This window comes from Chitinophaga sancti (assembly GCF_034087045.1).
Taxonomy (GTDB): domain Bacteria; phylum Bacteroidota; class Bacteroidia; order Chitinophagales; family Chitinophagaceae; genus Chitinophaga; species Chitinophaga sancti_B.
Window position 1 is genome coordinate 5,266,401 of the sequence record NZ_CP139247.1, and the last position, 13,522, is coordinate 5,279,922.

Annotated in this window: 10 protein-coding genes; 4 read left to right on the plus strand and 6 right to left on the minus strand. The window is 45.4% G+C overall.

Going from position 1 to position 13,522, the window contains the following annotated elements; all coding sequences use genetic code 11:
• Positions 1-8: 8 nt before the first annotated feature.
• The 5 genes from SIO70_RS21430 to SIO70_RS21450 all read right to left on the minus strand — a co-directional run bounded on the left by SIO70_RS21430 (position 9) and on the right by SIO70_RS21450 (position 7,242).
• Entirely contained in the window at positions 9-3,014 is a 3,006-nt protein-coding gene (locus tag SIO70_RS21430; RefSeq protein WP_320574150.1) for an ATP-binding protein, read from the minus strand.
• A 14-nt stretch (positions 3,015-3,028) separates the two neighbouring features.
• Positions 3,029-3,448, minus strand: a complete 420-nt coding sequence (locus tag SIO70_RS21435) for a response regulator (RefSeq protein WP_320574152.1) — start codon at positions 3,446-3,448, stop codon at positions 3,029-3,031.
• A 99-nt stretch (positions 3,449-3,547) separates the two neighbouring features.
• Positions 3,548-4,282: a translation initiation factor IF-3 gene (gene infC, locus SIO70_RS21440; protein WP_320574154.1), complete on the minus strand. Its 735-nt coding sequence runs from the start codon at positions 4,280-4,282 to the stop codon at positions 3,548-3,550.
• A 249-nt stretch (positions 4,283-4,531) separates the two neighbouring features.
• Positions 4,532-6,472 carry a threonine--tRNA ligase gene (gene thrS, locus SIO70_RS21445; protein WP_320574156.1) on the minus strand — a complete coding sequence of 647 codons (1,941 nt, stop codon included), beginning with the start codon at positions 6,470-6,472 and terminating at the stop codon, positions 4,532-4,534.
• 200 nt (positions 6,473-6,672) lie between these two features.
• A complete protein-coding gene (locus tag SIO70_RS21450; protein ID WP_320574158.1) occupies positions 6,673-7,242 on the minus strand; it encodes a hypothetical protein in 570 nt (189 codons plus the stop codon).
• Positions 7,243-7,352: 110 nt separating this feature from the next.
• Between SIO70_RS21450 and SIO70_RS21455 the strand changes: the two genes are divergently transcribed.
• From SIO70_RS21455 to SIO70_RS21470, 4 genes are all read left to right on the plus strand, one after another.
• On the plus strand, positions 7,353-9,290 hold the full coding sequence (locus tag SIO70_RS21455; protein ID WP_320574160.1) for an ABC-F family ATP-binding cassette domain-containing protein: 1,938 nt from the start codon (positions 7,353-7,355) through the stop codon (positions 9,288-9,290).
• A gap of 38 nt (positions 9,291-9,328) precedes the next feature.
• Positions 9,329-10,015 (plus strand): response regulator transcription factor, encoded by a 687-nt coding sequence (locus SIO70_RS21460; protein ID WP_083725443.1) that lies wholly within the window; start codon positions 9,329-9,331, stop codon positions 10,013-10,015.
• Positions 10,015-11,406, plus strand: a complete 1,392-nt coding sequence (locus SIO70_RS21465) for an ATP-binding protein (RefSeq protein ID WP_320574165.1) — start codon at positions 10,015-10,017, stop codon at positions 11,404-11,406. The genes SIO70_RS21460 and SIO70_RS21465 overlap by 1 nt, the downstream gene beginning before the upstream one ends.
• Positions 11,407-11,487: 81 nt before the next feature.
• Complete coding sequence (locus SIO70_RS21470; protein ID WP_320574167.1) at positions 11,488-12,147, plus strand: hypothetical protein; 660 nt, start codon at positions 11,488-11,490, stop codon at positions 12,145-12,147.
• A 248-nt stretch (positions 12,148-12,395) separates the two neighbouring features.
• Here the strand turns inward: SIO70_RS21470 and SIO70_RS21475 are convergent, their stop codons facing one another.
• Positions 12,396-13,427: a rhodanese-related sulfurtransferase gene (locus tag SIO70_RS21475; protein ID WP_320574169.1), complete on the minus strand. Its 1,032-nt coding sequence runs from the start codon at positions 13,425-13,427 to the stop codon at positions 12,396-12,398.
• Positions 13,428-13,522: the final 95 nt, after the last annotated feature.

The window sequence follows — 13,522 nt, forward strand, 5'->3', positions numbered from 1 at the left end:
ACTCTTTTCTATTTTGGTAAATATACAGTGAAGATAGCACCCTTCCCCAGTTCTCCCTCGGCTTGTATCAACCCATGATGGTTCTCTGCAATTTTCTTACAGAGCGCCAGGCCGATACCCGTACCTGCATATGCTTTTTTATCATTTAGGCGCTGGAAAATGGTGAAGATGCGATTGGAAAATTGTTGTTCGAACCCTATGCCATTGTCCTGGAAGATCAGTTTGATATAGGATTGATCTTTTGATAATTCTTCCGGAAGTTCATCTAAGGATACACCAGCTACGCTGATTTTTATAAACGGATCTTTGTCACAGAACTTCAGGGAATTGCCAATCAGGTTTGTAAATAATTGCTGTATTTGTAAAGGGATTCCACGTACAACTGGTAAGGCATCTGATTGTACCAGGGCGCCTTTTTGTTCAATCAATAATTCGAAGTCGGTCAGGGTATTTTTCAAAATAGTCTGCAGGTCGGTATTCACAAATCGGGCAGCCGGATTAGAAAGACGGGAATAGTCCAGCACGTCTTTGATCAGCGCCGTCATTCGGGCAGCAGATGACTGGATCTTTTCGAAGTAATGATTGGCCTGGGTCCCACTGTCCTGCATACTCTTTTGCAGCAATTCGGAGAAGGTCCTGATTTTTCGCAGGGGTTCCTGCAGGTCATGGCTTGCGATATATGCAAACTGTTCTAACTCATTATTTTTTCTTACCAATTCGGCAGTTCGCTCCTCAACTTTCTGTTCAAGGTCCTGGGCACTTTGCTGCAATATTTCCACAGCATGGCGGTGCAGCCTCGTAATCCTGATCTGTGAACGTACCCTCGCTAATAATTCTTTCGCTGAAAACGGTTTGACGAGATAATCATCTGCACCTGTATCGTACCCTGCTATTTTAGCTTCCTCTCCTGCCCTGGCAGAAAGCAGGATAATGGGAATACCACATGTGTCGGGATTAGCTTTCAGGTGATGCAACAATGTCACTCCGTCCATTTCAGGCATCATCACATCGCTGATCACAAGCTCAGGTATCTTTTGACGAATACGTTCTAGTGCAAGTTTCCCATTAGCTGCCGTATCCACTATATAATAATGCTGGAGAAGCCGCTGTAGGTAGTCCCGCATATCACCATTGTCATCTACAACAAGGATAACCGGTTTCTCCTCGTCAGCGACTACACTTGAATCTAACTCCGCCTGACCGGCCCCATTTTCCAGCTGAGCAGCTTCCAGTGCATAATTCTCAGGCAACAAAGAGAAATAATCATGGTTATCATGCATCGAAACCTGGTCTGCTGGCAGGTGTGCCATACCCAATGGAATACTGACGGTGAAAATTGTACCTATACCCAGTTTACTCTCCACCTTGATATTTCCCTCATGGAGCAGCACCAGCTCTTTCACTAATGACAAACCAATACCGGTTCCTTCAAAAGAGCGCCCACCACTCTGCTTCACTCTATGGAAACGTTCGAACATATGGGGCAGTTCTTCATCTGGTATACCGATACCCGTATCTTTTACTTTTAGTATAGCATAGCCATCATCCTCATATAATACAACAGAAATAGTACCCTGCAAGGTGTATTTAAAAGCATTCGAGAGCAGGTTAAGCACGATCTTCTCCCACATCTCTCTATCTACATATGCCGTTTCCTGTAGCACGCGGCAATCCACTTCCAGTTGCATACCGGCATGCTCAATTGCAGAACGGAAACTCCCAGCCAGGTCCATTGTCACATTTGCAAGATCAACCGGGCAATACTGCGCCTGTGCTTTTTTAGCTTCAATGCGACTAAAGTCAAGGAGGGTGTTTACCAGTTTCAGTAAGCGATTGGCGTTCCTATGCATTGTCTCCAGGTCGGCCTGCTGTTTCGTCGAAAACACCGAAGTATCTCCGGCCAGCAATTCTTCCAGGGGGCCCAACATAAGGGTGAGCGGTGTCCGGAATTCGTGACTGATGTTATTGAAGAAGGCTGTTTTGGCTCTGTCGATTTCTATGAGTGCTTCGGCTCTTTTGCGGGCTTCTTCGTACGCGTATACATTCGAAAGACCGCTTCCTATCTGGTCGGCGATGAGTTGAAAAAAGCTGCTGTACTTTTCGTCCAGCTGCCGGTGCGGATTCAGACCCACGATCAGTAATACGGATACGGCTGACTGACCACTATTCATCGGAATGACCAAAGCATTGTCCGGAGGGCGGGCCCATGCACCTGAAGGTAAATTGCCAAAGCCATCTTTCAGGCTACTGATAACCAGTGTCTTATTAAAACTAATTGCCTCTGGCAGTTTCCAGTAATCTGCAATCTCACTATCGAGCTTAATCTTGGCTGGCAATACATTTTCATGAGTAGTACCCACCTGTGTAGCCATCCCGGTTTCAGTATTTACCTGGTAAATACTGGTGAACGGGAAGTCGTGCGGGTTCTGTTTAAGTGTATCGATGGTATGGGCAAAGACGGTCGAATCGGATTTAGTATCCATGATTATCTTGCCCAGATCTCTTAAAGTACGTAGTTGTCTTTCACCTGTAATCCGCAAGGTATCGTCTGTATTGGCACAAATGATCCCATTTGTACCACCATAATCACCAGGTATCGGGCTATATGAAAAGGTGTAGTAAGTCTCCTCCGGATAGCCATTGCGCTCCATGATCAGGAGGAGTGCTTCGTCGTAGGTGCCGATATTCTTTTCCATGCAGGCAGTGGCCCGTGGTTCTACTGCATCCCAGATTTCCTTCCACACTTCGGCAGCAGGTGCACCTAATACATGGGGATGTTTGCCTCCCAGGATAGACCTGTAAGGATCGTTGTAAAGATTGATCAGTTCCGGTCCCCACCAAACAAACATAGGCTGGCTGGATGTAAGGATGATGCGTATGCAGGTTTTCAAACTTTGCGGCCAGGTTTCGTAACGGCCTAACGGCGTTGATGCCCAGTCGTGGGAGCGAATTAATGCACCCATTTCCCCACCACCAGTGAGAAATTCTGGGATTACAGTATTTGTCAGTTCCATATAATATGCTGAAATCAGGTATTATACCCTCTCAAAACTTGCTCCAATCTTTTTTCAAGGAGGGCCATACTGGGTGGTTTAACTATGTAATCGGCAGCGCCCATATGTTTGGTTTCAACAATGTCGCGTTGTTCGGATGAAGTGGAATAGATAATCACAGGGATATTTTCTAACCGTGGAATCTTACGGATTTCCTGCAGGCATTCCCGTCCGTTCATGCGGACCATATTCAAGTCGAGAAAGATAAAGTGTGGGGTGAACTTATCTTCTCTGTTCAACTTCATCAGTGCATCTATACCATCATTGGCAGTGATACAATGTATATTCTCATCGATGTTGCTCAATGCCAGGGAAAAGATCTCCTGGTCATCATCGTCATCGTCTATTAAAAAGCAAATGATCCTATCCTCCATATTGTGTCTAAACTTACCCAATATACAGTTTTTACATGTAGGTACATATCAAAAGTAATACCTAAATAAAAGCCCGGAACCATAGGCTCCGGGCTTATTGATATTAAGTTGTACCAGTGATTATTCTGGCTTATTTTCAGGTGCTGCAGATGCCTGTGCAGGAGTGATAGGGCGTGGTTCCTTTGGCTCTCTTGGCTGCTGCGGACGATCTTCTCTGGGTTCTCTGGGTTCCCTTGGTGCACGGTCTTCCTTCGGTTCTTTATTACCGGAACCTGGCTTCTTTTTAGCAGATTTAGGCGCGAAGATGGCGATCATACGCTTACCTTCCATGGTAGGCATACCTTCCAGTGCACCTACTTCTGCCAATCTTTCCGCAAATTTCAAAAGAATCAGCTCTCCACGTTCTTTGAACATGATCGCACGACCTTTGAACTGCACATATGTTTTTACTTTATTACCGTCTTTGAGGAATTTCTCCGCATGTTTGGCTTTGAAGTCGAAGTCATGGTCGTCGGTATTAGGCGTAAAGCGAATTTCTTTTACTTCGCTTTTGTGCGCGTTCGCCTTCATTTCCTTTTCCTTCTTCTTCTTCTCGTAAAGGAATTTATTATAGTCAATGATGCGGCAGACAGGTGGAGCGGCATTCGGAGATATTTCAACCAGGTCCAGTTGCTGTTCTTCGGCCATACGCAGGGCATCCTCCGTGCGGTATACGCCTACTTCGATGTTCTCTCCCACTAAACGCACTTCCGGAACGCGAATCATTCTGTTTGTGCGGTGTTCTTGTTGCTGTTCTCTACGAAAGTTGGGGTTTCTGCCACCCCTGTTAAAATTTGGTCTGGGTCCTTGCTGCATTAAAAAAAGTAAAATTTCAAATTAATAATTGTCTATAATGTTTAGAATGAGCCGGCACAGCTACTAATTGTTATTGCTTTAAATAATTGATATTAGCTATGAACCGACCTTTTTATGTTAATAGACTCTTAAGCAATTAACGTACCCGAAAATACAAAAGTTCAATTAGTTTAAAATATATTTCTATAATTTTCAAAGTATCAACCCTCCTTTACGAGGGTTGATTCAGAACTTTTATAATTGAGTCGTTTATTCGAAAGATTTTCTGTTTGTGACTTCTTCCTGAACCAGTGCGATGAATTGATCGATATCCATGGCTCCGAGGTCTCCCTTGGCCTGTCTGCGCACAGCGACCTTATTGTCAGTGGCTTCTTTTTCGCCCAGTACCAGCATATAGGGAACCTTAGCGAGCTCGGTTTCTCTGATCTTCTTACCTATCTTCTCACTCCGGTCGTCAATTTCTGCTCTAATTTCTGATTTTTTTAACAATTCTGCCACTTTTTCTGCATAAGCCTGACTCTTGTCACTAATTGGCAGAATTTTTACCTGCGTAGGTGTCAGCCACAGTGGAAATTTGCCACCGCAGTGCTCGATCAGTACGGCAATGAATCTTTCCAGTGAACCGAACGGCGCACGGTGGATCATTACCGGGCGGTGACGTTGGTTATCTGCACCGATATATTCCAGTTCGAAACGCTCCGGCAGGTTGTAATCTACCTGGATGGTACCCAACTGCCATTTACGGCCCAGGGCATCCTTCACCATGAAGTCCAGTTTAGGACCATAGAACGCTGCTTCGTCGTATTCGGTTACTGTTCTCAGGCCTTTTTCGGCAGCTGCTTCAATAATCGCCTGCTCTGCCAGGTTCCAGTTTTCCTCTGTACCAATGTACTTGGTTCTGTCTGTCTGGTGGCGTAGGGATATCTGGGCTGTAAAATCAGTAAAGCTCAGGCTATTGAATACATATAATACCAGGTCGATCACTTTCATGAATTCTTCCTTCACCTGGTCAGGACGGCAGAAGAGGTGCGCATCATCCTGGGTAAATCCACGTACACGGGTCAGACCATGGAGTTCTCCATGCTGCTCGTAACGATATACGGTACCAAATTCTGCAAACCGCACCGGCAGATCTTTATAACTCTTAGGGCTGGCTTTGTAAATTTCACAGTGGTGTGGACAGTTCATGGGTTTCAGCATGAACTCCTCACCTTCCTCTGGCGTGTGGATGGTCTGGAAACTGTCTTTACCATATTTCTCATAGTGACCGGAAGTCTTATACAGGTTCACATTACCAATGTGTGGCGTTACCACCGGCAAATAACCCAGGTCCAGCTGTGCTTTTTGCAGAAAAGCCTGGAGTCTTTCACGGAGCATGGCGCCTTTTGGCAGCCAAAGTGGTAAACCTAAACCCACCTTTTCGGAGAAGGTGAACAGTTCCAGTTCCTTACCCAGTTTACGGTGGTCACGTTTCTTTGCTTCTTCCAGCAGGAAAAGGTGTTCATCCAGTTCTTTCTGGTTAGGGAAAGTTACACCATAGATGCGGGTCAGCATCTTGTTCTTTTCATTACCTCTCCAATAGGCACCGGCAATATTTGTCAGCTTGATCGCTTTGATAAAACCGGTACTTGGAATGTGTGGTCCACGGCACAGGTCAGTGAAATTACCTTGTGTATAGAAGGTAATTTTACCATCCTCCAGCTCGTTGATGGTCTCTATTTTATATTCATCACCTTTTTTGGTGAAGTAATCCAATGCTTCTTCTTTGCTGACTTCTCTACGTTCATAGGCGTTGTTGGCTTTTGCCAGTTCTGCCATCTTTGATTCTACCTTACGCAGATCTTCGTCGGAGATGGTGCGGCCACCCAGGTCGATGTCGTAGTAAAAACCGCCTTCAAGTGCAGGGCCATAACCGAACTTTACGCCCGGATAGATCGATTCCAGCGCTTCTGCCATCAGGTGGGCGGAAGAGTGCCACATGGTAGACTTACCTTCCACATCAGACCAGGTCAGCAATTGCAGCGTACTGTCCGTCGTTATAGGGCGGGAGGCGTCTACCACCTGCCCGTTCACTTTAGCGGCTAATACTTTGCGTGCCAATCCCTCACTGATGGATTTGGCAATGTCCATTGCAGTCACTCCTGCTTCATACTGACGAACTGCGCCATCCGGTAATGTAATGTTGATCATACGATTGAGCTGTTAATCTTCAGCTATTAAGTTTTGCGTTTTATGTTCCCAATAGGGTATATCTGTTTGATACACCGCGTTTGGGCTTGCGAAGTTAAGAAAATTGATGGGTTTTTCTACATCTGTTAAAAGATGGTTGACAGGACCTTCGGATTAACAGGGACGAAGGTAGCAGTGAGCACTGCATTTATACTTCCTGCTTAGTTAAATTTGAGGCTATCCGTGACTTCTACACACCCCAGCATATCATTCCCAAAATAAGGATTCGTCTTCTTACTGGAATTGCTCAGCCAATACCCTCCGGCATCCTTCAGGGCCATCGGACAATACTGACGGTAAACGGTTTTTCCTTTCACACCTGTTACTTTGATCAGATCAAACAACAAACCAGACACCATATCAAATGCAGCTCTTTTCTCCTCAATCCCATTCTCTCCCACCAAACCACTCAACTCTGCACTCATGCTGGTCACCTGGTTCCTTACATTTGCCAGCCGGCCGGAATCCATTTGCAGGGAATTGAGCGGCAGACTGTCGAGATGTTGTTTTAACGCTGCACTATAACGGTCTATATATGTAATGTTTGCCTGGGTCAGTCCTTCTGTCAGGGAATAGTAACTCTCCATGGCTAACTGTAATGAATCGTAAAAGACAGTGGCGTATGGCGCCTGTAATGCCGTAGTATCTGCTTTTTCTCCGCTCTCCTGCTTTGTGGATGATTGACAGGCTGCTATGCTGATCAGTAATAATGCCGCTACTATGAACCTCATATATTATATGTATCTTTTTGCAAAGATAAGGAAACCATCGCTTTTGCCTGCGCCCGGCATAAAGGATCACTAAAAAGCACTAACTTTGCCCCTTTCAATTAATTTAGGCAATGCTTATAGCACTTCAGGACATTACTTTTGAGTTTGGCGCAAGAGCCATTGTAGAAAACGCCTCGTGGCATATCGTTCCCGGCGACCGTGTAGGATTGATCGGGATGAATGGAACCGGGAAATCCACCATCTTACGTGTTATTAACGGTGAATATTCCGTTTCAAAAGGTAGCGTCAACAAAGCTAAAAACCTCTCCCTGGGTTTCTTTAACCAGGACCTTCTGAGCTTCGAATCTGACGACTCCATCCTCGAAGTGGGTATGACCGCTTTTGAAGAAGCCATTAAATTGGAAAAAGACATCGAGCGCCTTACCCAGGAACTGGAAACTAACCAGTCCGAAGAGCTCCTGATCGAATTCAGTGATAAACTTCACCTCTTTGAAACCCTCGGTGGTTACGAAATGAAACACCGTTCTGCACAGGTACTGGAAGGTCTCGGCTTCAGCACTGCTGACCTGGAAAGACCTTACAACCAGTTCTCCGGAGGTTGGCGCATGCGCGTACTCCTGGCAAAACTGATCCTGCAGCAACCGGATGTACTCATGCTCGATGAGCCCACGAACCACCTTGACCTCCCTTCTATCGAATGGCTGGAAAAATACCTGCAAAGCTATAACGGAGCTGTGATCATCGTATCGCACGACCGTTTCTTCCTCGACAGAATGGTCAACAAGATTGTGGAGTTGTACCAGCAGCAGCTGCACCACTACTCAGGCAATTACGAAGATTACGAACAGGAAAAAGAACTGCGCCGCGAAATGCAGCAGCGTTCTTACGAAAACCAACAGGAATACATCCGCCAGCAGGAACGCTTTATCGAGCGATTCAAAGCCAAAGCTTCCAAGGCCGCACAGGCACAGAGTGCTATGAAACGCCTGGACAGACTGGATAGAGTTGAACAGGTAGATGGCGGTCCTTCCAAGATCAGAATCAACTTCACCATCGATAAAACACCGGGAAAGATCATCTGTACCCTGGAAGAAGTGACCAAGAAATATGGTAACCTTACCATCCTGGACCAGGCCAGCGCAATCATCAACCGGGGTGACAAGATCGCCCTGATCGGGGCAAACGGTAAGGGTAAATCTACCCTGCTCCGCGTAATCGCTGGTACAGAAGAAATGGAAGGCGAACGCATTCCCGGGCACAACGTAGTAGACAGTTTCTACGCTCAGCACCAGCTGGAAAGCCTGAACATGGAAAGCGAAATCCTCGACGAACTGAAAAGCTGCGGTAGCGGTCGTACTGAAGTAGAACTCCGCTCCCTCTTAGGTTGTTTCCTCTTCACCGGCGACGATGTTTATAAGAAGATCCGTATCCTCTCCGGGGGTGAAAAAGCACGTGTGGCGCTGGCAAAAACCATCATCAGTCAGGCCAACTTCCTGCTGCTCGATGAACCCACGAACCACCTGGACATGAACTCTGTACAGATGCTGATCGATGCACTCTCCAAATACGATGGTACCTACGTACTCGTATCCCACGACCGTTATTTCGTAAGCCAGACGGCTAACAAAATATGGGAAATCGTGGATGGCGAGATCAAGGAATTCAGAGGTACCTATACTGAGTGGGAAGAACATAAAAAACGCCAGGCAGAAGTAGCAAAACAACAGGCCGCAGCTGCCAAAGAACAGAAAAAAGAAGCGGCAGCTCCTGTGGTAAAACAACAGGAAGCCAAAGCGCCAATCGATAAGGATAAGAAAAAAGAACTCCAGAAACAGCAGAAGCAATTCCAGCAACTGGAAGAGCAACTGGCTAAGCTGAATATAAAGAAAACCGACCTGGAAACGGAAATGAATAATCCGGATGTCTATGCAGACAAAGCCCGTTTTCAAAAGGTAGAAGCAGCGTATGCTCAACTGGGCAAAGAATTGAAAAGCGCCACCGCAGAATACGAAAAGGCATTTGAAAAACTGATGGAGCTGGAAGGTTAATCCGCTCCATCAGTACACATCATCCCTTAAATCACCTTATGCAGCGAATACTCGTAGTCGAAGATGAAATAAAAGTAGCCAACGCCGTCAAAAAGGGCCTGGAGGAGAATGGGTTTGAAGTAGATGTAGCCTACGACGGCCGCATGGGTAAAAGCCTTGGCGCTTCCAATAATTACGACCTGGTGATCCTGGACCTCAACCTGCCTCATAGTAATGGTTATGAAGTATGCGAAGTGATCCGCCGCCGCAATAACCGCATCCCTATTATCATGCTGACGGCCCTGGGTGGTATGGAAGATAAGATGCAGGCATTTGAGCTGGGTGCAGACGATTATCTCGTAAAGCCGTTCGATTTCAGGGAACTCCTGGCACGCATCCGCGTATTCCTGAAAAGAGCCGGTAGTGAAGTGCAACAGAACTCTCAATACAAAATCGTCATCGCCGACCTCGAAATAGACAGGGAAAAGAAAGAAGTGACCCGTAGTGGTAAGAAAATTCCCCTCACAGCCAAAGAATACCAATTGCTGGAATTCCTGGCCCTGCACAAAGGGAAGGTGATCTCCAAACTCGTCATTGCCGAAAAAGTTTGGGACATTGACTTCGATACAGGTACCAATGTGATCGAAGTATACATGAACTTCCTTCGTAAAAAAATCGATAAGGATTTCGAAAATAAGCTGCTGCACACCAAAACAGGCATGGGATACTATCTTGCAGAAGAATAGTGAAGATCAAATATAAAATAGCACTCTCCTACTCTATTTCAGCCATCATATTGCTGAACACCTTTGCTATTCTCGCTTATTACTTTTCTTCACAATCCAGGCAGGCAGAGTACCTGGACCGCCTGGAGTACCGCGCTCGCTCTATCGCCAATGTAATCATTGAAGATAATACCGTGAAGGTAGACCTGCTGCGCAAACTGGATAAAACCACCTTCCAGGACCTCTATAAAGAAAGCATTCTTGTATATAATCTGAACTATGATCTGCTGTATTCTAATTTGAAGGATACAGCCATCCGTACTTCCCGTCCTTTACTGGATTATATTAAGAAGAACGGAGAGTATAGTCACGGGCGTGATAACGGTGAGCTGGTCGGTGTATATTATACAGAGGGCGATGTATCGGTGATCGTACTGGTGTCTTCCTTTGATAAATACGGTTATCAGAACCTGCAGAACCTGAAGCGGATCCTGATCATTGAAATTGTTGTAGCAGTCATTCTATTAGTCATTATCGGTTACTTCTTTGCCCGTAAAATGGTACAGCCTATTGATAAACTGGTAAAGCAGGTAAAGACCATCAATGCCAACAACCTGCAGGGGATCAGTGTAGAAGCCCGTGGCAAGGACGAGATTGCCCAACTGGGGGCAAACTTCAACACCATGCTGCAACGCCTGAGCGATGCATTTGATCTGCAAAAGAGCTTTGTAAACAATGCCAGCCACGAACTGAGAACCCCGCTGGCATCTATCATCAGTCAGCTACAGGTAGCCCTCTCCAAAGACAGAACAAAAGAAGTATACGCCGATATCTTAGCCTCCGTTCTGGAAGATGCAGAAAACCTCTCCGACCTGAGTAATGGCCTGCTACAACTGGCACAGAGTGAGCTGAACCAGCAGAAATTTATCTTCAGTGAAGTACGTATGGATGAGCTGCTGCTGGAAATGGGCAACCTCGTCAAACTAAAACATGTACCGGTAGCTGGTGAACCACAAAGAGGCCCTAAAGTCGATATCAGCTTCCTGAAAGTTCCTGACCAGGATACAGAGCTGGTAGTACAGGGCAATGAGAGCCTGCTGAAGGTATTATTCCTGAATCTGCTGGACAATGCCTTTAAATTTTCTACTGATAACACGGCAAGGGTTACAATCGATTTCTTCACACATAATATACAGATCCAGGTTAGAGACAATGGGATCGGTATAGCACCTGAGGAACTCAACAAGGTTTTTGAACCCTTTTACAGAGGATCAAATTCCCATCAAACCCGCGGCCATGGCCTGGGACTCTCAATCTGTAAAAAGATCGTACAACTGCACAAAGGTCATATTTCCGCTTCCTCCACCCCCGGGAAAGGCACGATTTTCACCGTTATCCTGCCACACACCTGATTATTTTAATGAGTTTTTAATTGTGTTTAAAGCATTCTTTAAGTGAGAATGGGGAATTTTGCTATTATTCTACAGAACGACATGAAGTGCAATTTTCTTTTCTCCCTTTTACTTTCCTCAGGATTTTTCCTGGGGGGCTGCAAACATCCGCAGCTGGAAGGAGGGGCGACTAAAAAGACCTTTGTACTGAGCGATACGATGTTGAAGACAATTCGGATAGATACTGCCAGTATAGAACCCGTGCAGATGGAAATACATTTTTCAGGAAAGGTAGCTGGTAAGGTCAATAAGCAGAAAGATATAGAGATCCTTGTAGATTATTCATCCCATCACCTCGATGATGTAAAAGAAGGCTATAAAGCTGAAATTGTCACTGCCGCGCTACCTGACAAGATCTTTTACGGAATTGTAGATGCCGTCGATTCTTCTTCTGATGCAATTCAGTTAAGTATAAAACTGGATGATATGAGCAAACTACTGAAGCCGGAGATGTTCACGAAAGTCATTTTACATTACAACGAAGGAGATGATATGGTAGCCGTGCCAGAGAATGCTGTGATTGCAGATCATAGCAGGAATTATGTACTGGTGTTTAAGGATAAATATAATATCCAGCTGAGAGAGGTGGAGACGTATACAACGTCAGGAGAAACAACATATATCAGCAAAGGACTGGATGCAGGAGAGAATGTGATATTGGATCATCAGCAGCTGATTTATGATGCATTAAGCGAGAATTAAGTTTTAGTTCGCATATAGGTTGATAGAATGGACATGCAAACGCAGCTCTTTCAGATGTTAAATTTGTCTGAACTGTTTTCATGCTCAATTACTCCGCCCCGCCGCAGAAGAAACAACGCGGGGCGGTTTTTCTTTAAGTATTCATATCCTTTAGAATAGCAATTAGATTTAAAAAACTCGCTTCTCCTTTTGGCAGAAGCGAGTTTTTTTTATGTATGCCTGCGGCACCTGGATGCCGCATTTCATGCTTATTCGTTTAACCTCGGGCGTAATCGCTGTTTTGCCTTATTAAATACCATTTGCCCCTTATCCGCTCCTTTCCTCATTTCCTGCTGCACTTCAGGTTCCAGGTGATACACTGACTGACACTCAGCGCTACAACATCCATCATACTTTGCCGCACACTCTTCACACTGTATAAACAGCAAATGGCAACCATCATTTTTACAATTCGTATGAGAATCACATGGCTTCCCACACTGGTGGCAACTGCTGATTATTTCATCTGTAATACGCTCTCCTAACCTGTCGTCAAATACAAAGTTCTTTCCTTTGAATTTGAGTGGTAATCCCTGCTCCTTTGCCTTGTTCGTATATTCAATGATGCCGCCTTCCAGGTGGAATACATTTTTAAACCCATGGTGCAGCATATAAGCAGATGCCTTTTCGCAACGGATACCACCGGTACAGTACATCACGATGTTTGCATCTTTATTATCCTTCAACATATCAACTGCCATCGGCAATTGCTCTCTAAAGGTATCTGATGGTACCTCGATCGCATTCTGAAAATGCCCCACCTCAAACTCGTAGTGGTTGCGCATATCTACCACGATGGTATTCGGATCGTCAGTAAGTTCATTGAATTCCCTGGCTTTCAGGTATTTACCTTTATTCTCCATGGAGAAAGACGGGTCGTCGATACCATCTGCCACGATTTTCTCACGCACTTTGATCTTAAGTACCCAGAAGGATTTACCATCGTCATCCACCGCTACGTTCAGACGTATGCCATTGAGGAAAGGATACCCATACAGGCGATTCCTGAATTCCTCAAAGTGATGCTCCGGAATACTTATTTGGGCATTGATGCCCTCGGATGCCACGTAAATACGGCCAAATACCTTCAGCTCATCTAGTTTGAGGTACAAGTCATCACGAAAGGCCTGTGGATCTTCAATTTTTGCGTACTGGTAAAACGAGACGGTGACGCGACGAAATGTCTCTGCTGCCAGCTTTACTTTTAGTTCAGCTGCAGAAATACGGTTGTGTAGTGCCATTATTTAGTAGAAATTTTAAGAACACTTGCCTTGTGAGCAAAATTTCTACGATTCCCTTTGTGGGTTTCGTAACCCCTGACAATAGGTCAGGAGCT

Bases quoted from the DNA above. Each gene is read 5' to 3' on its own strand.
- SIO70_RS21430 (WP_320574150.1), bottom strand. From the start codon at position 3,014: ATGGAACTGACAAATACTGTAATCCCAGAATTTCTCACTGGTGGTGGG.
- infC (WP_320574154.1), bottom strand. From the start codon at position 4,282: ATGCAGCAAGGACCCAGACCAAATTTTAACAGGGGTGGCAGAAACCCC.
- thrS (WP_320574156.1), bottom strand. From the start codon at position 6,472: ATGATCAACATTACATTACCGGATGGCGCAGTTCGTCAGTATGAAGCA.
- SIO70_RS21450 (WP_320574158.1), bottom strand. From the start codon at position 7,242: ATGAGGTTCATAGTAGCGGCATTATTACTGATCAGCATAGCAGCCTGT.
- SIO70_RS21455 (WP_320574160.1), top strand. From the start codon at position 7,353: ATGCTTATAGCACTTCAGGACATTACTTTTGAGTTTGGCGCAAGAGCC.
- SIO70_RS21460 (WP_083725443.1), top strand. From the start codon at position 9,329: ATGCAGCGAATACTCGTAGTCGAAGATGAAATAAAAGTAGCCAACGCC.
- SIO70_RS21470 (WP_320574167.1), top strand. From the start codon at position 11,488: ATGAAGTGCAATTTTCTTTTCTCCCTTTTACTTTCCTCAGGATTTTTC.
- SIO70_RS21475 (WP_320574169.1), bottom strand. From the start codon at position 13,427: ATGGCACTACACAACCGTATTTCTGCAGCTGAACTAAAAGTAAAGCTG.